Below are 19,061 nucleotides of genomic sequence, written 5' to 3' on the forward strand. Positions count from 1 at the left end.
CGCCTGGTCAAGCGTCGCATCAGGTCACGCCGGTCGGGCCGTCGAGCAATTGCCTGACGCGGCGGACCAGATCGGTGCGGCGGTACGGCTTGTTGATGATCTCGAACTCGCCGATGTTGGCGTCGGCGCGCTCGACCGCGGCATCGGAATAGCCGGTCGTCAGCAGCACCTTCAATTTCGGCTGGCGCTTGCGCGCCTCGCGCGCCAGCACGGTGCCGTTCATGCCGCCGGGCATCACGAGATCGGTGAACAGCAGATCGAAGCGGACCTCCGAATCCAACAGCTCGAGCGCGGCATGCGCATTGGCCGCGACCTCGGTACGATAGCCGAAATCCTCCAGGATCGAGCGCGCCAGCTCGGCGACCTCATGGCGGTCCTCGACGATAAGGATGCGTTCGCTGCCGGTGCGGTCCATCGCCATCTGCGGCCGGATCGACGGCGCAGCGATCGCCTGCTCGGTCGCCGGAAACAGCAGCTGCACAGTCGTGCCCTGCCCGACCTCGCTGTAGATATAGGTGCTGCCGCCGGACTGGCGGGTGAAGCCGTAGACCATGGCGAGGCCGAGCCCGGTGCCCTTGCCCTCCTCCTTGGTGGTGAAGAACGGCTCGGCGACCCGCGCGAGAATATGGTGCGGAATGCCGACGCCGTCGTCCGACACCTTGAGCGCGACATAACGCCCGCCCTTGGGCACGCCGAACTGCACGATGTCCTCTTCCGCGATCTCCTTGTTCTCGGTGCGGATGGTCAACGTGCCGCCATGCGGCATCGCATCGCGTGCGTTGACGAACAGATTGAGCAGCGCGACCTCCGCCTGGGTCTGGTCGACGCGGCTGTTCCACAGGCCGGGCTGCGCCTTGACGACGATCCGCACGCTGTCACCGAGCGTGTGGCGCGCCATCTGCACCATGGTCTCGATCATGTTGTTGAGGTTGATCGGCCGGCTGTCGAGCCGCTGCTTGCGCGCGAACGACAGCAGCTGCTGGGTGAGGGTCGCGGCGCGGTTGGCGGCCGAGCGGATGTTCTCGACGGCGCGGCGGTGCCGCGGGGCAAGCTCGCTGACGGCGCCCTGCAGCGTCTCGGTGTAGCCGATGATCACCTGCAGGATGTTGTTGAAGTCGTGCGCGATGCCGCCGGTGAGCTGGCCGATCGCCTCCATCTTCTGCGACTGCACCAGCGCGCTCTCGGCGTCGCGCCGGCGCGACACGTCGAGCTGCGAGCCGAAATAATAGACCAGCTCGCCGTCGCGGTTGTAGACCGGGCTGACGAACAGCGCATTCCAGAACGCAGCGCCGTTCTTGCGATAATTGAGGATCTCCACCGCAATGTCCTGGCGGTTGGCGATCGCGGTGCGGATCGCCGCGATGGTGTCGCGGTCGGTGTCCGGCCCCTGCAGGAAACGGCAATTGGCTCCGACGATCTCGGACAGCGCGTAGCCGGTCATCTCCAGGAACGCCCGGTTGGCGAACAGGATCGGATTGTCAGGCTGGCGCGGATCGGTGACGATCATCGGCATCCGCGTGGTCTCGACGGCCGCGAAGAAGATGTCGTGGCGCTCAGACGACAGATCGGATGCATCGCCGCTGTCGACAATCGCGCGATCGCGCTGCGGCCCGTGTTCCAACATGCTTCCTTGCTCCGCCTTCCATCGCCATGACATGCAGGGTCGCGCCGGCACCGGCGTGAGTTGTGCAACGCCTCCTTCGATATGCCGCTGGATGGGATCGGGTTCCCGCAGGCCTGCTTGCGCGCGGAATAACGGACACAGGACTCACGAAAATGCGACGCGGCGGCGCGGGAACGAATCCGGCGGATACGGAAATACCCGCGCCGAGGGGCCGCGGCCTACGTCACCGGGCAAAACAACCACGTCGACGGCGGGCTGGTGCGCAGCCGGTGAGGCGGTGCATCGCCGTCAGAACATCTCGAAATATTCGCGCTGCTCCCAGTCGGAGACCTCCGCCTGGAAGCGCTCGAGCTCGGCGTTCTTGATGAAGGTGTAGTAGTCGACGAAGGTCGAACCGAACGCCTGGCGGAAGAACGCGTCATCCTTCAGCGCATCGACGGCCTCGCGCAGCGATTTCGGCAGCAGGCTCGCCTTGGTCTCATAGGGCACATCGGCCGACGGTCCCGGCTCGAGCTTGCGGTCGATGCCATCGAGGCCGGCTGCGATCTGCGACGCCATGTAGAGATAGGGATTGGCGGCGGGCTCGCCGATGCGGTTCTCCAGGCGCGTGGCGCGATCGCCGGGGCCGCCGAGCACGCGGATCATGACGCCTCTGTTGTCGCGGCCCCAGATGGCACGGTCCGGCGCCAGCGAATAGGCGCGGTAGCGCCGGTAGCCGTTGATCGTCGGCGTCGAAAACAGCGCCGAGGCGCGCGCATGCGCGAGCAGGCCCGCCATGTAGTGGCGGCCGAGCGCGGACAGACCTTCGGCATCCTCGGTCATGAAGGCGTTGCCGCCGTCGCGCGCCACCAGCGACTGGTGCAGATGCCAGCCAGACGACATCACGTTGGGGATGCGCGGCCGGCACATGAAGGTGGCGTGATAGCCGTGGCGCTGGCAGATCTGCTTCACGGCGCTGCGGAACAGCACCATCGTATCGGCAGGCGCGAGCCCGAGCGCCGGCTGCAGCACGAATTCGCACTGGCTCGGGCCATATTCGAGCTCGATCGAGCGCAATGGCAGGCCGAGCGCGACGAGATTGGCCCTGATGATCTCGAGCGCCGGCTCCATCTGATCGAAGCGCTGCTCGGTGAGATATTGATAGCCCTGGGTCAGCAGGCTGACCGTCGGCGGCACGCCGGGCTGACCGGGCGAGCCGGCATCACCGGGCGCGAGCCTGGGATCCTCGACCTTGAAGATGTGGCACTCGACCTCGAGGCCGGCCATGAACTGATAGCCACGCTGTTCGAGCGTCGCCAATGCCGACCGGTAGAGATTGCGCGTGGCGAACGGGACCGGCGCACCGTTGGCGAAGTACAGATCACAGAGCACCCAGCCGGTGCCGGACGCCCAGGGCAGGACGCGGAACGTGGTGGGATCGGCGACCATCAGTGCATCGCTGCCGCCCTGCATCTCGGCCATGCCGAAGCCACCGCCGGCGGTGAACACCGGAAACACGGTGCGATGCGAGGTGTCCTTGGCGAGCAGGGTCGTCGTGATCGAGCAGCCGTCCTCGAGCGAGGACAACGCAGCATCGACAGTAAGCGTCTTGCCGCGCAGGATGCCGTGCTGGTCCGGGAACGAGAAGCGGATGGTGGTGAGGCCGTGCTCCTCGGCGAGGCGGCGCATGCGCACTGCGGCCTCGGCCTGCTCGGCGGTCCACAACTGATGCTTGGCGACGAAACTCAACGATGGCTCCATGATGCATTGTCAAACTGCGAGATCATGGGCGCAGTCTTGCGGCGCGCGAGCCCTAACCTCTCCCCGCTTGCGGGGAGAGGTCGGATTGCATCGTCAGATGCAATCCGGGTGAGGGGGGACAGGTCCAACCACTCGCACTTCCCGTGCGGCTGCCCCTCACCCCAACCCTCTCCCGGTGAAGAACGGGGAGAGGGAGCGCACTGCGCTCGGAGCGAGAGCTGGCCAACTACACCGAAGGACATATGCGCACTCACGCCTGCCATCACTCCGCCGCGCTCAGATGCGGCGCGAGACGCACGATATCCGCCGGCACCGGCGCTGCCCAGGGGGCGTTTCGGCGGCGGCGGACGTCGACTTCCATCCAGTAGGTCTCCCAGCCGCGGGTCGGGCCGATGCCGTCCATCGTCGCCGGGCCCTGCACGCTGCGGGCCCCGGCGGCATCAAGGAACAGCATCGGCGGCTCGCCGTTCGCGACCTTCTCGATCTGCTCGCGCAGCATGCGGCGATATTGGATGATCGCCTTGTCGGATTGGCCCAGATGCTCGCGGGTGCGGTCCTGGATCCGGCCCATCGACTCCACCGCCCACTGGTCGTGCACGTTGATGTCGTTGCCCATGCCGGTGTAGGTCGCGGTCTCCTGCTCTCGTGGATCGAAGCCGTAATCGTTGCTCTTGTTCTTGCGCGACCGATAGTCCGGCAGCTCATAGAGCTCGAGCCGCTGCGCCCGCATCTTCGCCCGATCCACCGGCGCGCCATAGCTGGTGAAGATCGCGTACCAGTAGCAGGTCTCGTCGTCGACCGGCACGTGCCACTGCGTGATCGTCATCTCCGTGCTCATCGGAATCACGAAGGCATGCGGGAACAGCTGATTGGTGACGCGGACATGGGTGCGTTCGGCATCGATCTCACGCAGTGCGATGATGCGCAGGCCGTATTCGGTACGCTCGACATTGATGATCGGACGATCGTACTCGCGCAGCACCTTGGTCATCGGCAGCTCGCTGTCGGCGGAGGCGCCGCGGAACTGCTTGCCATAGGCGGTCGACGTATCCTCGTCCTCGAAGAAGCGGTGCAGGAACGAGGCATGCGCGGGGTCGATGCCGACCTCCAGCGCTTGCAGCCAATTGCACTCGATCAGGCCCTTGAAGGCGAAGGTGTAGGTATCGGGCGCGGTGAAGCAGTCGAGATCGGGAAACGCCGGGGCTGCACCATCGCCGAGCCAGGCCCAGAGGATGCCTCCCTTCTCGATCACGCGATAGGCGCGCTGCTTGACGTTCTTGCACAGCGGCGAGCCGGCCGGTTCGGCCGGCGTCTCCCGACAATTGCCGTCAGCGTCGAACAGCCAGCCATGGAAGGCGCAACGCAAGCCGCCGTTCTCCAGCCGTCCGAAGGCGAGATCTGCGCCGCGATGCGGACAATCGCGATCAAGTAGTCCGTAGCGGCCTTGCGCATCCTTGAAGAGCACGAAGTCCTGACCGAGCAGCTTCACCGCGCGCACCGGGCGCTCGCCTGCGAGCTCATCGACCAGTGCGGCCGGCTGCCAGTACATCCTCATTAGTTTACCGGCGGGCGCGCCGGGTCCGACGCGCGTGATCAGGTCGTTCTGCTCCTGGCTCATCATGATGGCCGTCTCTCCTGTTCCGTCGCAAGTCGGGCGTTGAGCGTCACGCGATCATCTAATAATGTTCGTTAGACGAACACATGTTCGCCCAGATTAGATTCGCTTTAAGTGGGGAGAAGCGCAAGTGAAAAAGCTACAACCGAAGCCGAGGGGCCAACGGACTGCAGCTTCACTGCGGCCGAAAACAACAACAGCGGATCATGTCAGGCCGATGCCGAAACTGAAGCGCACTGATGAGGAGAAGAAGCAGGCTCGGGGCGACGGTCCCGAGTTCGTGGAAGCGCTCGATCGCGGCCTGCGGGTGATACAAGCCTTCAGCCGCGAGGGCCGGCCGATGACGCTGAGCAAGGCGGCGGAACTCACCGGCCTCGCCCGCGCCACGGTGCGACGGATTCTGCTGACCCTGAAAGCCTCCGGCTTCGTCCATGGCGACGACCGGCTGTTCTCGCTGACGCCGCGCGTGCTGCTGCTGGCCTCCAGCTATCTCGCCTCCAACCAGGTCAACAGCGTGATGCAGCCGTTGATGGACAGCACGGCCGGCGAGGCCCGCGAGGTCTGCTCTCTCGCCGTCCTCGACGGCGACCAGGTCGTGTTCATCGCGCGCGCGACGCCGGCGCGCATGTTCTCCACCGGCCTGGAGATCGGCTATCGGCTGCCGGCGTTCTGCACGTCGGTCGGCCGCGTGTTGCTGAGCCGGATGCCGGACGATCAGTTGCGCCAGGCCGTCGAGCGCATGACGCTGACCGAGATGACGCCGCAGACGATCACCGACAAGGACGCGTTGATCGCGTCGGTCACGGCCGTTCGGGACGACGGCTATTCGCTCGTCGACGGCGAGGCGGAGGAGGGTTTCCGCTCGATTTCCGTGCCGATCCGCCGCTATGACGGCGGCATCATCGCCGCCGCCAACATCGGCGGCCACGTCGATCGCATCGGCGTCGACGAGATGAAGGAGCGCTTCCTGCCGCTGCTGAAGAAGCTCGCCGCCACGGCGCAGCCACTGCTCGTCTGATCCTTCGACAAGAGGCACCGGGCTCGGCTGCAGCCGTGCCGGCTCGTGCTCGCGCATTGGGCCACAGCACCTTAAGCTTCGCATCGACCTCGCTGCCGCGAGTGCCACTGTTTCATCCGGCAGCGACGTCGCCGGACGCGTCCTCGCTGCTGCCGAGCGAGCAGTCGTCTCTCGTTCCATCAACAGCGTCGGCCCGCGCTGCTCCGGCAAGAGCTAGACTTCGCGCGGATATGTTTCCTCCGGGTGCGACGATCGCTCCGATGTCATCGCCGACAGCCCGGTGCTATCAATTCATCGCCGCGACGGAACGAGAGCGCCGGGCGTCAACAGCCACGTGAAGTTACCAGCCGCTCGAACTAATCGTTGTGGTCGCAGGCCTTGCGACGCCGGGCCGCACGCCCATTACGTGATATTATCGTGACGCCCGACCTCGTTTGCCACGATTGACGGTCCATCCAGGTATCATCGCGCTGCATGCGATGGTGGCATGATCCGGAGCGGAAGTAGTTAGACCCCTTCCTCGCGCGCGAATTGCGGACGACGCCACCAGATTGCCGCGAATGACGCCGTAATCACGAAAGCCAGAGGCGCCGCGGCCCAAGCAGCATCGCGTGCGACCCGATCACAGCGATCATCCGGCTGGCCATCCACTGTCGCGAAGAGGCGCAGGATGAGCCAGGACAAGGCTGGGAACGAGGTCGTCGCCCTGGGACGCCGGGCGCGAGCCGCAGCACATCGTTGGACATCGGCCGCCTCTCGCGCGTAAATGGCATGCCGGGCGGACGACACCCGGACATGCAGGTGAACGCCGTTTCCGGGGGGAAGACCCATGACTGATGCGCTGCCGCTCGTGCTGGTGCCTGGCCTGATCTCGTCGCCCCGCATCTATGCGCCGGTGATCCCGGCGCTGTGGCGGCTCGGGCCGGTGATGGTGGCGAACCACGTCCGCGACGACAGCATGGCCGCGATCGCGCGCCGCATCCTCTCCGAGGCGCCGCCGCGCTTCGCGCTCGCGGGACATTCGATGGGCGGCTACATCGCGCTCGAGATCATGCGCCAGGCGCCGGAGCGCGTGGGTCGGCTGGCGCTGATCAACACCCAGGCGCGGCCCGACACGCCGGAGGCGAGCGCCCGCCGCCGCACCATGATCACCCGCGCCAAGGAGGGCGACTACCACGGCGTGGTCGACGAGCTGTTCTCCGGCTTCGTCCATCCGTCGCGCCAGGATGATCCGCGACTGCGCCAGCTCGTGCACGACATGGCCGAGGAGGTCGGCGTCATCGGCTTCATCCGGCAGCTGACGGCGATCATGTCGCGCCCGGATTCGCGGCCGACCTTGACCGCGATCCGCTGTCCGACCCTGGTGCTGACCGGCGACACCGACAACACCATCCCGAACAGCCTGTCGAAGGAGATGGCCGACGGCATCGACGGCAGCTGGCTGGTGGTGCTGGAGAATTGCGGCCACCTGCCGCAACCCGAGCAGCCGGAGGAGACGGCGCAGGCGCTGATGGAGTGGTTGCGGGGGTGAGATGGCCGTCGAGCCGTATGAAACTCCGGACGGTAGCCGATGGCAACTCTCCGGAATGCAGCGTATATTGCGTCCATGCTGGACAACGCCAAAATCGCCAAGATCGCCCGCGAGGTCGCCACTGCGAATCTGAGCAGCTCCGCCGCGGTTACAGACGTCACCACAGCGCCCTATGCGGACTCCGAAGGCCGTGATGCCCTGCGGATCACCATCGTATTGAGCCCCATCCAAGGGACCAGCATCGAGGGAGAAGCAGTGCTGGATACGCTGGTCCAGATCCAAGAGCAGCTCCGGGCTGCAGGCGAGGACCGTTTTCCGCTGATCGAATACGAGGCGGAGAACGAGCCCGTTGGCGATACTTAATCCGGAGCATCTGTTTCAGCAGGCTGAGCCGTTGATCGCTCCGCCTGCAGCGGGGCCACCGCGACAGGTGAACATCCGTCGCGCAATTTCCGCTGCCTATTATGGATTGTTTCATGCAACGCTCATTGCCGCTGCAGATCAATTCGTTGGCAAGACGAAACAAGGGACACCCTTATACGCCCTCGTCTATAGAGCCGTGGATCATCGAGACCTCCGATTGCTATGCGAGGAGGTCAAAAAGTCGAAGCTTTCCGCAAAATACCTGCCGTTTGCACCTTCCGGAGGCTTTGGAGCAAACCTTCACGCGTTCGCATCTGCTGTCCTGGAGCTACAGGAGAAGCGACATGAAGCCGACTATAATCCGATGATCCGGGTCAAAACCCTGGATGCGCAGCTCGCCATCAGAATGGCGAGAGCTGCACTGACGAGCTTCGAGGCCGCCCGCGTCCAAAACCAGGACGCGTTCCTGACATCGTTGACGTCGTTGTTATTTCCGCCCCGCTGAGCGCGGACATCGTCAACTACGCTTCGCCGACTCTTCCCTTCCCCACCTTCAACCCATCCACGAACACGTCGAGCAGCCGCAGCACGCTCTGCTGCCAGCCGGTCTGGTCGTGCATGTAGCACATGCCGATCAGCGCGCGCAGCACGTCGTCGGCGCTGATGTCGCCGCGGATCTCGCCGGCCGCGACGGCACGCGCCAGCAGCGCGCCGATCGAGCGGGTGAGGTGGCCGTGCGAATAGGCGGCGAGCTCGGAGTTCGCGGTCATGACGATCGCGAGAGCGGCCATCATGCCCTTCTTGGTGGCGACGAACTGCACCGTCGAGCGCAGCCAGCGCCGGAGCGCCTCGACCGCCGACGGCTCGGTCTTGAGCTCCTCGGCCAGCTCCGCGAGCTGCTCGACCTCGCGCCGGTACACGGCCTCGAACAGGTCCTCGCGGGTGGGGAAATGACGATACAGCGTGCCGATGCCGACGCCGGCCTGGCGCGCCACCGCCTCCAGGCTCGCCTCGGCGCCGCCGACGCTGAACACCGCCTTGGCCGCCTCCAGCACGCGTTCGCGATTGCGCTGGGCATCGGCGCGCGGCTTGCGATGGCGCTCTTGTGGTTTCGTCTCCATCTCACCAGCTCTTGATGACGGACCGTTCATGTCCCCTTGCTAAACGGAGGAACCCTCCGTATAAATAGACCTGCCACCCGGGATAGCCAACCTTGCTGAGCTGTCGTCCCGCGGTCGCTGGATCTGGACGGACCACCGCCCGTAAGGCGGTGCCCGCTGCGATCCGATTAGGCCATCGCTTCGATCGGAACAACGCATGAATTGGACTGTCAGACTCACCGTCAACGGTGAGCCGCGAACGCTTGCGCTCGACGACCCCAGGGTCACCCTGCTCGACCTCCTCCGCGAGCGCCTCCACCTCACCGGCACCAAGAAGGGCTGCGACCGCGGCCAGTGCGGCGCCTGCACCGTCCTGGTCGACGGCCGCCGCATCAACGCCTGCCTGACGCTGGCCGTCAGCCTCGACGGCGCCGCGATCACCACCATCGAAGGACTCGCTCAAGGCGACCAGCTGCACCCGGTCCAGGAAGCCTTCATCGCCCACGATGCCTTGCAATGCGGCTTCTGCACGCCCGGCCAGATCATGAGCGCGGTCGGCCTCATCAACGAAGGCCAGGCCGGCAATGATCCGGAGCGCGTGCGCGAAGGCATGAGCGGCAATCTGTGCCGCTGCAGCGCCTATGTCGGCATCGTCGAGGCCGTGCTCGACGCCCAGGCGACGCTCACCGAGGACAAGGAGCGCGCGGCATGAACCGGTTCGACTACGTGAAGCCGTCGACGGTCGCGGAGGCGATCGTAGCGGCCAGCGCGCCCGGCGCCGCCTATCTCGCTTCGGGCACCAACCTGCTCGACCTGATGAAGGGCAATGTCATCAGGCCGGCGCGGCTGGTCGACATCTCCCAGATCAAGGAGCTCGCGCGCCTCGAAACGCTCGGCAATGGCGACGTCCGGATCGGCGCGCTGGTGCGCAATGCGGACCTCGCGCATGACGCGGCGTTCGCGCGCGACTTCCCGGCGGTCGCCGAAGCGCTGCTGTCGGGCGCGTCGGCGCAGCTGCGCAACGCGGCCAGCGTTGGCGGCAATCTGCTGCAGCGGACACGCTGCGCGTATTTCTACGACACGGCGTCCGCCTGCAACAAGCGCACGCCGGGCGCAGGCTGCGACGCGCGCGGCGGCGACACCCATCAGCACGCCGTGCTCGGCTGGAGCGAGGCCTGCATCGCCACCAACCCCTCGGACTTCTGCGTGCCGCTCGCCGCGCTCGATGCGATCGTCGAGATCGAAGGCGGCTCCGGCCGGCGCGAGGTCGCGCTGGAGGCGCTGCATCTGCTCCCCGGCACCACGCCGGAGCGCGAGAGCGTGCTCGCGCCGGGCGAGATGATTGTCGCGGTCCGGCTGCCCGCGGCCGCGCGCGCGTTCGCCAGGCATGCACGCTATCTGAAGGTGCGCGAGCGCAATTCCTACGCCTTCGCCGTCGTCTCCGCCGCGGCCGGTCTCGTGATCGAGAACGGCACCATCACGCACGCACGTCTGGCGCTCGGCGGCGTCGCCGCCAAGCCGTGGCGCGCCCACCCGGCCGAAGCGCTGCTCACGGGCCAGCCGGCCACGCCGCACACATTCCAGCACGCTGCCGAGATCGCGCTGCGCGATGCAAAGCCATCCGGTGACAACGCCCACAAGATCCCGCTCGCGCGCAGCCTGATCATGCGCGCGCTGGCCGCCGCAGCCGAGGGCACGCCGTCGCGCGTGCCGGCGCTGCCGGCCTCTCCCTTCTCCGCCGTTCCAGGAGCACTTCATGACGCCTGAGCTCAATCTCTCCCGCGATCCCGCCCATGTCAGACACGGCTCCAACGTCGGCCAGCCGCTGTCGCGCGTCGATGGCCGTGCCAAGGTCACCGGCACGGCGCGCTATGCCGCCGACAACAATCCGCCCGGCCTGCTCTATGCCGTGCTCGCCGTCTCCAGCATCGCGCGCGGCCGCGTCGTCGCGCTCGACGTCGACGCCGCCAAGGCGCATCCCGGCGTCGTCGAGGTGATGACCTCCGCCAACCGGCCGCCGCTGCACGCCGATCCCGACGGCAAGCCGAACCCGTTCGCATTCCGCTTCGAGGCGCTGCAGAACGACCGTGTGCGCTACGCCAACCAGCCGATCGCGCTGGTCATTGCCGAAAGCCTGGAAGCCGCGACCGAGGGCGCCGCGCTGCTGTCGCCGCGCTACGAGGCCGAGCCGGCCCGCATCGGTCTCGATGCCGCTGACGCCTATGTTCCGCCTGTCGTCGGCATGGGTTTTCCCGCCGAGAGCCATCACGGCGATATCGAGGCCGCGCTGGCCGGCAGTGACAAGCAGATCACCGCGATCTACGAGACCCCGCCGCATTACCACAACGCGATGGAGCCGCACGCGATCGTCGCCGAGTGGCAGGGCGACAGGCTCATCATCGACACACCGACCCAGGGCCTGGTGATGATGCGCGGCCGCCTGGCCGAGCTGTTCGGCATCGCGCCGGACAACATCCTGATCCGCAGCCCCTATCTCGGCGGCGGCTTCGGCGGCAAGGGCCTGATGGCCGGCCCGCAGGTGCTCGGCATCCTCGCCGCGAAGATGGTCGGCCGGCCGGTGAAGCTGGTGGCGCGCCGCGAGCAGCTCTACGGCCCGTTCGGCCATCGCTCGCCGACCCGGCAGACGCTGCAGCTCGGCGCCAGCAACACCGGACAATTGTCGGCGATCCGTCACCACGCGAGGATCGCAACCTCGAGCTTCGAGGACTTCTATGAAGCCGCGGCGCATGTGACGCACACGCTCTACGCCGCGCCGGCGATCGCGACCACCTACGACGCGGTACGCATGGACACCGGCACGCCGCTGTTCGTGCGAGCGCCCGGCATCGCGCCGGGATCGATCGCGCTGGAGAGCGCGGTCGACGAGATGGCCGAAGCCTGCGGCCTCGATCCGCTGGCATTTCGCGTCAAGAACTACGCCGAGGTCGAGCCGGCCACCGGCAAGCCGTTCTCGTCGAAAGCGCTGCGCGAGTGCTACACGCAAGGCGCGGAGAAGTTCGGCTGGTGGGATCGGCCGCTGAAGCCGCGGATGATGCGCGACAGAGACGGCTTCCTGGTCGGCTGGGGCATGGGCACCGCGACGTTCCATGCGCTGATGTTTGCAGGCCAGGCCCGCGCGGTGATCCGGCGCGACGGCACCGGCGTGGTCGAGAGCGGCGCGCACGACATGGGCCAGGGCGCCTGGACCGCGTTCGCGCAGGTCGCGGCGGATTCTCTCGCGCTCGAGCTCGATCAGGTGACGTTCAAGGCCGGCACCTCCGACCTGCCGGATGCCGGCATCGCCGGCGGCTCGGCACATACCGCGACCGTCGGCACGGCGATCCACAATGCCGGCGCCGCCGTCATCGCCAGGCTCGCGGAGCTCGCGACCTCCGATCAGCATTCGCCGCTGTTCGGCGCCGGCAATGCCGGCGTGATCGCGCGCAACGGCCGGCTGCTCCGGCGCGACGACGAGGGCCGCGGCGAGAGCTATGCCGACATCCTCGCACGCGCCGGCCTCGACGAGGTCGAGGGCTCCGGCAGCGGCATGCCCGACCCTGCCGCCAACGAGCAATACGCGATGCATTCACATGGCGCGGTCTTCGCGGAGGTGAAGGTCGATCCCGATCTCGGCCAGGTCCGGGTGACTCGCATGGTCGGCGCATTCGCGGCAGGGCGGATCATCAACCCGAAGCTGGTGAAGAGCCAGCTCGTCGGCGGCATGATCTGGGGCATCTCGCTGGCGCTGCACGAGGAGGCGGTCACCGACCGCCGCACCGGCCGCATCATGAACGCCAATCTCGGCGAGTATCACGTGCCGGTGAGCGCCGACGTGCCGGCGATCGAGGCGTTCACGGTCGAGGAGCACGATCCGTTCGTCAATCCGCTCGGCATCAAGGGCGTCGGCGAGATCGGCATCACCGGCTCGGCCGGCGCGGTCGCCAATGCGGTGGCGCATGCGACCGGCATCCGCATCAGGCGGTTTCCGGTGCGGATCAGCGATCTGGTCTCGCGTCAATGACGTGAGCGCGGCAACGAAACCCGTTCGAAGCAATGCCTCCGTTCTCCTGACCGAGAGCGGAGGCCAGCGACCTCGCTCCGTTTACGCCGCTTGCCGCGCAAAGGTCCGCCTGAACCACGCCAGGAACGCCTCGCGGTTCTGGCCGGCGTCGAACTCGACATGCAGCGCGTCCTTGTCGCGGGCGCGGACCCGATAGGGCACGCGGCCATCGAAGCCGCTGAACTCCATGACGCCGCGATCGCCGATGCCCGGCTCGGGGTCGAACCGGAACCAGGCGCCGCCCTCGGAAATATCCACCAGATCGGCTTTCACCACGCCCTTGCGATCGTCGACGACCTTGATCGGCAGGGTCGACTTCATCCGCGGCGACTGCCGGCGGTCGGCTTCGGCGGTCGCGGTCCTCACAGCCTTCACCAGCGTGGCGCGGAGCGAGGTCAGGCCCGTCGCCACCGAGCCGATGGCGCTGCGCACCTCGGCGGCCCGATCGTTGACCATGCCGGCATCCCTGCCGACATTGCCGATCTTGGACGACACGTCGCGCGCCGCGCTGGCCGATGACTGGACCGAGCGGCTGATCTCCTGGGTCGCCGCGTGTTGCTCCTCCATCGCCGCAGCGATCGAGGCCGCGACCTCGTCGATCTCGGAAATCTGGCTGCCGATGCCTTCGACGACGTCGACGGTGGCCTGCGTGGTGGTTTGTACCTCGCCGATCAGGCGCGAGATCTCCTCGGTCGATTTGGCGGTCTGATCCGACAGCGACTTGACCTCGGCCGCAACCACGGCAAAGCCGCGGCCGGCATCGCCGGCGCGCGCGGCCTCGATGGTGGCATTGAGCGCCAAGAGGTTGGTCTGCTCGGCAATGCCGCCGATCAGGTTGGAGACCTCGGCGATCTTGTCCACGGCCGTCGACAAGGAGAGCATCGTGTTCTTGGCCTTCTCACGCCCGGTCACCGCCGATTTGGTGATCGTGCTGGCGCGCGCCACCTGGCTCGAGATCTCGCGGATCGCCGAGCTCAGTTGCTCGGCTGCCGACGAGACCGTCTGGGCATTGGAGAGCGACTGCTCCGAGGCGGCGGCCACCGATTGCGCATCGGTCGACAGCTCCTCGGCCAGTTTCGAGAGGCCTGCGGCCACGGCCTCGACCTGGCGCGATGCGCCGGCCGCGGCTTCGACGGACGTCTCGGTCTCGCGCTCGATCACGTCGGCCATGTCGAGCATGGCGCGCTTCTTGTGCTCCTCGGCGGCCGAGCGATCGCGCTCCTGCCTGTCGCGCAGGCTCGCGTTCTCGAGCGCGTTGGTCTTGAAGATGCTCAGCGCGCCCGCCATCGCGCCGATCTCGTCGCCGCGTTCGGAATAGGAGATATCGGCCGACAGATCGCCCTCGGCGATCCGCCGCATCAGGCCGGTCATGCGCGACAGAGGACGGACGACGCCGAGCACCAGACCCGACATGCCGGCGACGACCAGGGCCAGAACGATGCCTGATACGCTCCACACGATGATGGAGATGCTGCGGTCCTGGGTCGCCGCCGTCGCCTCCATGTCCGAATTGAACTTGTTCGCCTTGTCGACCAGCGTGTCGATCACCGCGCGGTGGGCGGCGTAGGCGTCGGCCAGCCGGGCATAGGCGGCATCGGCCTTCGCCATGTCGCCGGAGCGCAGCGCCGGGATCAACTCGGCTTCCAGGGCCTGCCAGAATTTCCGGACCTCGCCGTCCGATCGTTCAACCAGCAGCGATTTCAGATCAGGCTGCAGCGCCGAGCCGGTCCAGAACGTCTTGCGATCCTCATAGTCCTTCTTCAGTTGCGCCAGCTTCGTGACATGCGTGTCGAGATCTTTCGGCGTCCGGAGTGCGAGGGTCGCCTCGAGATAGGCCTCGAGCACATATTCAGGCGGCGGCAGGATGTCGGCCACCAGATCATTGCCGAGCTTGATCTTGTCGTAGAGCGGCCCGCCGACCTTGAGCTCGCGCAGCGCAAAGGCGCTGGTCAGCACGACCGCACCGAAGCCGAGTGCGAGCACGAGGCCGAAAGCCGCAATGAACGTGGAAATGGAGAGACGCATCTTCATGGCGGCGGCACATTTCGCTGGAGCGTGGACTGCACCCGCCGTCGTCCCGCCGGAGCCCTCTCCGTTCGCTTGCATGGAGATGGTCGGTCCGGAACGACCGGCATCGAGTCGTTAATTTGATCAGCGTGCACAACCTTTTCTCAGGGAAGGTAAATTTCCGCCCCCGTAGAAATGCGGTGCAGCCCGTTCGGCCGGGGATGCAGGCGCTCCTCCCACTCTGACCTGGCGCAAGGCGGCGGGAGGTGGATCTGCGAACATTCAAGCGTCGTTGCTGCAGGAGCCACCAGGAGCCACCATGTCGAAACCCATCCCGGACAAGGCCGAGATCGCGCTCGAATATCCCGACAAGTTCTATGCCGGCACGTTCGAGCATTCCTCGCGGTTCGAAGCCCATCTCGAATCATCCGGCCTGGCATTGACCCTGGAGCGGCCCGGCCCCGAGGACGTCCGAAAATCGATCCGCATGCATCTGCACTTTGGACTGCTCGCCGGGATTCTTCGCGAGCTCGCCGCCGGCATCGCTTCGATGCCCAAGGACGACATCGTTCATCGCGAGCAGCTGCGCGACGCAGTCGCGGATCTGCATCGAGCCCTTAACGCGCCTTAACCGGTTGTGCCGCGACGGCACAGCAAGGCGCGGCGTTAACTCCCGGTTCAGCCTTCGTTAGTGCATTGCTAACTACGCCAGAACCTTTGCCCGGAGAAAGTCGGGTTGGAAGCCGGTGTGCTGCGCGAGTGACAGCATTTTACTCAAAAGCGATCTATCTCCGATCCATCGACGGCGCGCGACGCGCGAGCCTTGTTAGTTGAGTATCGGAGACCCGCCATGAAGAAGATCCTGTTCGCAACCGTTGCAGTCGCCGCGCTGGCTTCGGCCCAGTCCGCTTTCGCCGCCGATCTCGGCGCCCGGACCTACCCCTACGCCACCAAGGCGCCGCCGGCCTACGCCGCTCCGATCTACAACTGGACCGGCTTCTATCTCGGCGCCCATCTCGGCGGCGCGTTCTCCAGCGACAACAATTTCTCCGGCCTCGCCACTGGCAACAACTCCAACGGCCGCTTCCTGGGCGGCGTGCAGGTCGGCGCCGACTGGCAGTTCGCCCCGACCTGGGTGATCGGCGCGGAAGGCCAGTACAGCTGGCTGAGCGGCAGCGTCGGAGCAGCATTCCCGGGCGGCTACGCCTACACCAACAGCCAGCGCGGCCTCGGCTCGATCACCGGCCGCTTCGGCTACACCTGGGGTCCGGGCCTGCTCTACGTGAAGGGCGGCTATGCCTATTCCGACAACAACGAGAAGGTGACGTTCGCCGGAACGCCGGTCGGCTTCGCGACCAGCGGCGACCACCGCAACGGCTGGACCGTCGGCGCCGGCCTCGAATACATGTTCGCGCCCAACTGGTCGGCCAAGGCCGAGTATCAGTACTACAATTTCGGCAGCGCCACCTTCACGGCGCCCGCCGCGCTGGTCCCGACCGGCAGCTTCACCACCGACGACCACACCTTCAAGGCTGGCGTGAACTACCGCTTCAACTGGGGCGCTCCGCTCGCGGCCCGCTACTGATCCGCAGGCGTCAAATAACAACAAACGACGGGAAGGCCGGCAGCGATGCCGGCCTTTTCTGTCATAGGTTATCGAAAGCGCGGCCGAACAATCCCTTCCATCCCGTTAAATGCCGCGCGGTGAAATGCGAAAATCCGCGAAAATTCGGCACGCCCTGAGTAGTTTCCCTGATTTGTTAACCGCCGGCCCCGATACTGCCTGCAAGCAACAGCTACAAATAGTGCATATTGGGGGACACCAGAGATGGCGATTCGGTTCAGCTTCAGCAGGATGCTCGGGGCGCTGCGACCCAAATGGGGCGTCCGCGGCAGCCTGTTCGCAGCCTTCGCGGTGATCGCCGGCATGGCGATCGCGATCAGCGTCGCTGCGGGACTGATGCTGCGCCACGTCGGCGGCGCTATGGTCGAGCTCTCGGGCCGCGACATTCCGCGCCTGACCTCGAGCCTGCAACTGCTGGCGCAGAGCTCCAGCCTTGCCAGCCTCGGCCCGGCGCTGCTGCAGTCCCAGAGCGAGGACGCGCTCAACGACCGCCTGAAGAAGATGCAGGAGATCCAGAAGGCCACGCAGGAGCGCCTGAGCGAGATAAGCGCGCTCGGCGCCGCGAAAAGCGTCGTGGCGCCGCTCGCCGAGACCATCAAGAACATCAACGAGGCCAACCAGAGCCTGGTGTCCGCCGCACGCGAGCGGCTCGACGTCGCAGCCCTGCACGACAAGCAGTATGACGCATTGCGCAAGGCGCAGGCGGACTTCACCGCCGCCGCCAACGAGCCGATGCTGGATGCGCAGACGCAGCTCAACGCCGTGCTCGGCGCGGCCGAGGTGTCGGCGGACGACGCGACGGCCGCCGCCCGCTTCGTCGAGCAGCTCGGCAACGTGATCGCGTCCGGCAACCTGCTGGTGGCGCAGATGGCTGCCGCGCTATCGGCGAACGACAGCGACACGCTGGAGACGATCGAGCGGCAGTTCAAGGAAGCGCTGGCGCAGCTCAAATCCAATCTCGAATTGCTGCCGACCGGCCGCAGCACCAAGGCGATCCACGACGCCGCGCTGAAGCTCGCCGCGCTCGGCGAGGGCAAGACCCGCGTGTTCAAGACCCGCGAGAAGGAGCTCGACGCCAACGATTACGGCCAGACCGTGCTGGAGGAGACGCGCAAGCTCAATGTCGGCCTCGACATCAGCGTGCAGCAGCTCGTCGAAGGCGTTCGCAAGTCAACCGAAGGTGCCACCACCACGGCGGGCCGCGACATCGAGCTGGCGACGCTCGGCATGGTCGGCGCCGGCGCAGCCACGCTGCTCGGCTCGGTGCTGTTCGTCTGGCTCTATGTCGGCGGCAACATCCTGCGCCGGATCAAGCGGCTGCAGCAGGCGATGCAGACGCTGTCGGGCGGCGACCTCGACACCGAGATCGCGGCCTCGAAGCAGCGCGACGAGATCGGCGCGATGGTCGACACCCTGCAGGTGTTCCGCGACAACATGGTCCGTGCCCGCACCCTGGCCGCAGAGCAGGACCGCGAGAATGCCGCCAAGGCCGAGCGCGCCGCGCGCATGGAGGCCCAGATCGCCACGTTCGAGGCGACGGTGCGCAGCGCCCTCGGCACGCTGCAGAACTCCGCCACCGCCATGCAGGCGACCGCACAGAGCATGTCGCAGACCGCCGACCAGTCCAACTCGCTGGTCAACGCGGTCGCGGCGGCTGCCGAGGAGACCTCGGTCAACGTCCAGACCGTGTCGGCCGGCACCGAGCAGTTGTCGTCGTCGATCGCGGAGATCAGCCGCCAGGTCGTGACCTCGGCCCAGATTGCCAAGAAGGCGGTCGAGGAAGCCGGCGCCACCGACTCGACGATGCAGGGACTCGCCGACAATGCGAGCCGCGTCAGCGTCGTCGTCGACCTGATCCAGGCGATCGCCTCGCAGACCAACCTGCTCGCGCTCAACGCCACCATCGAGGCGGCGCGCGCCGGCGAGGCCGGCCGCGGCTTCGCGGTGGTCGCGCAGGAGGTGAAGAGCCTTGCCAGCCAGACTGCCAAGGCCACCGACGAGATCCGTTCGCAGATCGCGAGCATGCAGCAGGTTGCGTCCTCGGCCGTGTCGGCAATCCGCAACATCGGCGGGACGATCGCCGAGATCGACAACGTCACCACCGCGATCGCCGCCGCCGTGGAGCAGCAGGGCACCGCGACGCACGAGATCGCCCGCAACATCCAGCAGGCGGCCTCCGGCACCACCGAGGTCTCCAACAACATCACCGGCGTCTCCAGCGCCTCGGCCCAGGCCGGCACCTCCGCCAACGAGGTGCTCAGCGCCTCGGAGGCGCTGCGTCGCGAGGCGGAGACGCTGCGCGCCGAGGTCGACGCGTTCCTGACCAACATCAGGGCGGCGTGAAGCGGGAGGATCCGGGACGCTGCGCCTGCCGCGTCC

General features: G+C 66.7%; 15 protein-coding genes. 10 read left to right on the forward strand and 5 right to left on the reverse strand.

All coding sequences use genetic code 11. The features are described from left to right. Positions 1 to 19 precede the first annotated feature (19 nt). The 3 genes from QW845_RS10415 to QW845_RS10425 form a co-directional block, all read right to left on the reverse strand. A complete protein-coding gene (locus QW845_RS10415; RefSeq protein ID WP_315801498.1) occupies positions 20 to 1,624 on the reverse strand; it encodes a hybrid sensor histidine kinase/response regulator in 1,605 nt (534 codons plus the stop codon). A gap of 288 nt (positions 1,625 to 1,912) precedes the next feature. After that, complete coding sequence (locus QW845_RS10420; RefSeq protein WP_315801499.1) at positions 1,913 to 3,352, reverse strand: glutamine synthetase family protein; 1,440 nt, start codon at positions 3,350 to 3,352, stop codon at positions 1,913 to 1,915. Positions 3,353 to 3,626: 274 nt separating this feature from the next. After that, on the reverse strand, positions 3,627 to 4,985 hold the full coding sequence (locus tag QW845_RS10425; RefSeq protein ID WP_315801500.1) for an aromatic ring-hydroxylating dioxygenase subunit alpha: 1,359 nt from the start codon (positions 4,983 to 4,985) through the stop codon (positions 3,627 to 3,629). A 211-nt stretch (positions 4,986 to 5,196) separates the two neighbouring features. Here QW845_RS10425 and QW845_RS10430 point away from each other — a divergent pair, with 211 nt between their 5' ends. The 4 genes from QW845_RS10430 (at position 5,197) to QW845_RS10445 (ending at position 8,396) form a co-directional block, all read left to right on the forward strand. Next, on the forward strand, positions 5,197 to 5,997 hold the full coding sequence (locus tag QW845_RS10430) for an IclR family transcriptional regulator C-terminal domain-containing protein (RefSeq protein ID WP_315801501.1): 801 nt from the start codon (positions 5,197 to 5,199) through the stop codon (positions 5,995 to 5,997). An 829-nt stretch (positions 5,998 to 6,826) separates the two neighbouring features. Continuing rightward, entirely contained in the window at positions 6,827 to 7,528 is a 702-nt protein-coding gene (locus QW845_RS10435; RefSeq protein ID WP_315801502.1) for an alpha/beta fold hydrolase, read from the forward strand. Between the two features lie 75 nt (positions 7,529 to 7,603). Continuing rightward, the gene (locus QW845_RS10440) at positions 7,604 to 7,891 is read left to right on the forward strand and encodes a hypothetical protein (RefSeq protein WP_315801503.1); all 288 of its coding nucleotides are present in this window, start codon (positions 7,604 to 7,606) and stop codon (positions 7,889 to 7,891) included. After that, complete coding sequence (locus QW845_RS10445; protein ID WP_315801504.1) at positions 7,878 to 8,396, forward strand: hypothetical protein; 519 nt, start codon at positions 7,878 to 7,880, stop codon at positions 8,394 to 8,396. The genes QW845_RS10440 and QW845_RS10445 overlap by 14 nt, the downstream gene beginning before the upstream one ends. Positions 8,397 to 8,412: 16 nt before the next feature. On the opposite strand, the gene QW845_RS10450 is transcribed toward QW845_RS10445, so the two are convergent. Beyond that, the gene (locus tag QW845_RS10450) at positions 8,413 to 9,012 is read right to left on the reverse strand and encodes a TetR/AcrR family transcriptional regulator (protein WP_315801505.1); all 600 of its coding nucleotides are present in this window, start codon (positions 9,010 to 9,012) and stop codon (positions 8,413 to 8,415) included. A 196-nt stretch (positions 9,013 to 9,208) separates the two neighbouring features. On the opposite strand from QW845_RS10450, the gene QW845_RS10455 reads away from it, so the two are divergent. From QW845_RS10455 to QW845_RS10465, 3 genes are read left to right on the forward strand one after another with little or no spacing between them, the layout of a single operon-like run. After that, positions 9,209 to 9,703 carry a (2Fe-2S)-binding protein gene (locus QW845_RS10455; protein WP_315801506.1) on the forward strand — a complete coding sequence of 165 codons (495 nt, stop codon included), beginning with the start codon at positions 9,209 to 9,211 and terminating at the stop codon, positions 9,701 to 9,703. Further along, positions 9,700 to 10,758, forward strand: coding sequence for a xanthine dehydrogenase family protein subunit M (locus QW845_RS10460; protein WP_315801507.1), 1,059 nt, complete (start codon positions 9,700 to 9,702; stop codon positions 10,756 to 10,758). Before QW845_RS10455 ends, QW845_RS10460 begins: the two co-directional genes overlap by 4 nt. After that, a complete protein-coding gene (locus QW845_RS10465; protein ID WP_315801508.1) occupies positions 10,748 to 13,012 on the forward strand; it encodes a xanthine dehydrogenase family protein molybdopterin-binding subunit in 2,265 nt (754 codons plus the stop codon). The genes QW845_RS10460 and QW845_RS10465 overlap by 11 nt, the downstream gene beginning before the upstream one ends. 81 nt (positions 13,013 to 13,093) lie before the next feature. Here QW845_RS10465 and QW845_RS10470 read toward each other — a convergent pair whose 3' ends face one another. Continuing rightward, positions 13,094 to 15,082, reverse strand: a complete 1,989-nt coding sequence (locus QW845_RS10470) for a methyl-accepting chemotaxis protein (protein WP_315801509.1) — start codon at positions 15,080 to 15,082, stop codon at positions 13,094 to 13,096. A 295-nt stretch (positions 15,083 to 15,377) separates the two neighbouring features. Between QW845_RS10470 and QW845_RS10475 the strand changes: the two genes are divergently transcribed. From QW845_RS10475 to QW845_RS10485, 3 genes are all read left to right on the forward strand, one after another. After that, the gene (locus tag QW845_RS10475) at positions 15,378 to 15,689 is read left to right on the forward strand and encodes a hypothetical protein (RefSeq protein ID WP_315801510.1); all 312 of its coding nucleotides are present in this window, start codon (positions 15,378 to 15,380) and stop codon (positions 15,687 to 15,689) included. 219 nt (positions 15,690 to 15,908) lie between these two features. After that, a complete protein-coding gene (locus QW845_RS10480) occupies positions 15,909 to 16,643 on the forward strand; it encodes a porin family protein (protein ID WP_315801511.1) in 735 nt (244 codons plus the stop codon). A 243-nt stretch (positions 16,644 to 16,886) separates the two neighbouring features. Continuing rightward, complete coding sequence (locus tag QW845_RS10485; protein ID WP_315801512.1) at positions 16,887 to 19,025, forward strand: HAMP domain-containing methyl-accepting chemotaxis protein; 2,139 nt, start codon at positions 16,887 to 16,889, stop codon at positions 19,023 to 19,025. Positions 19,026 to 19,061: the final 36 nt, after the last annotated feature.

Source organism: Bradyrhizobium sp. SZCCHNS3002, from assembly GCF_032377435.1.
In the GTDB taxonomy this organism is placed as follows: Bacteria; Pseudomonadota; Alphaproteobacteria; order Rhizobiales; family Xanthobacteraceae; genus Bradyrhizobium.

Bases quoted from the DNA above. Each gene is read 5' to 3' on its own strand.
- QW845_RS10480 (WP_315801511.1), top strand. From the start codon at position 15,909: ATGAAGAAGATCCTGTTCGCAACCGTTGCAGTCGCCGCGCTGGCTTCG.
- QW845_RS10415 (WP_315801498.1), bottom strand. From the start codon at position 1,624: ATGTTGGAACACGGGCCGCAGCGCGATCGCGCGATTGTCGACAGCGGC.
- QW845_RS10435 (WP_315801502.1), top strand. From the start codon at position 6,827: ATGACTGATGCGCTGCCGCTCGTGCTGGTGCCTGGCCTGATCTCGTCG.
- QW845_RS10470 (WP_315801509.1), bottom strand. From the start codon at position 15,082: ATGAAGATGCGTCTCTCCATTTCCACGTTCATTGCGGCTTTCGGCCTC.
- QW845_RS10475 (WP_315801510.1), top strand. From the start codon at position 15,378: ATGTCGAAACCCATCCCGGACAAGGCCGAGATCGCGCTCGAATATCCC.
- QW845_RS10485 (WP_315801512.1), top strand. From the start codon at position 16,887: ATGGCGATTCGGTTCAGCTTCAGCAGGATGCTCGGGGCGCTGCGACCC.
- QW845_RS10425 (WP_315801500.1), bottom strand. From the start codon at position 4,985: ATGATGAGCCAGGAGCAGAACGACCTGATCACGCGCGTCGGACCCGGC.
- QW845_RS10460 (WP_315801507.1), top strand. From the start codon at position 9,700: ATGAACCGGTTCGACTACGTGAAGCCGTCGACGGTCGCGGAGGCGATC.
- QW845_RS10455 (WP_315801506.1), top strand. From the start codon at position 9,209: ATGAATTGGACTGTCAGACTCACCGTCAACGGTGAGCCGCGAACGCTT.
- QW845_RS10450 (WP_315801505.1), bottom strand. From the start codon at position 9,012: ATGGAGACGAAACCACAAGAGCGCCATCGCAAGCCGCGCGCCGATGCC.
- QW845_RS10430 (WP_315801501.1), top strand. From the start codon at position 5,197: ATGCCGAAACTGAAGCGCACTGATGAGGAGAAGAAGCAGGCTCGGGGC.
- QW845_RS10440 (WP_315801503.1), top strand. From the start codon at position 7,604: ATGCTGGACAACGCCAAAATCGCCAAGATCGCCCGCGAGGTCGCCACT.
- QW845_RS10465 (WP_315801508.1), top strand. From the start codon at position 10,748: ATGACGCCTGAGCTCAATCTCTCCCGCGATCCCGCCCATGTCAGACAC.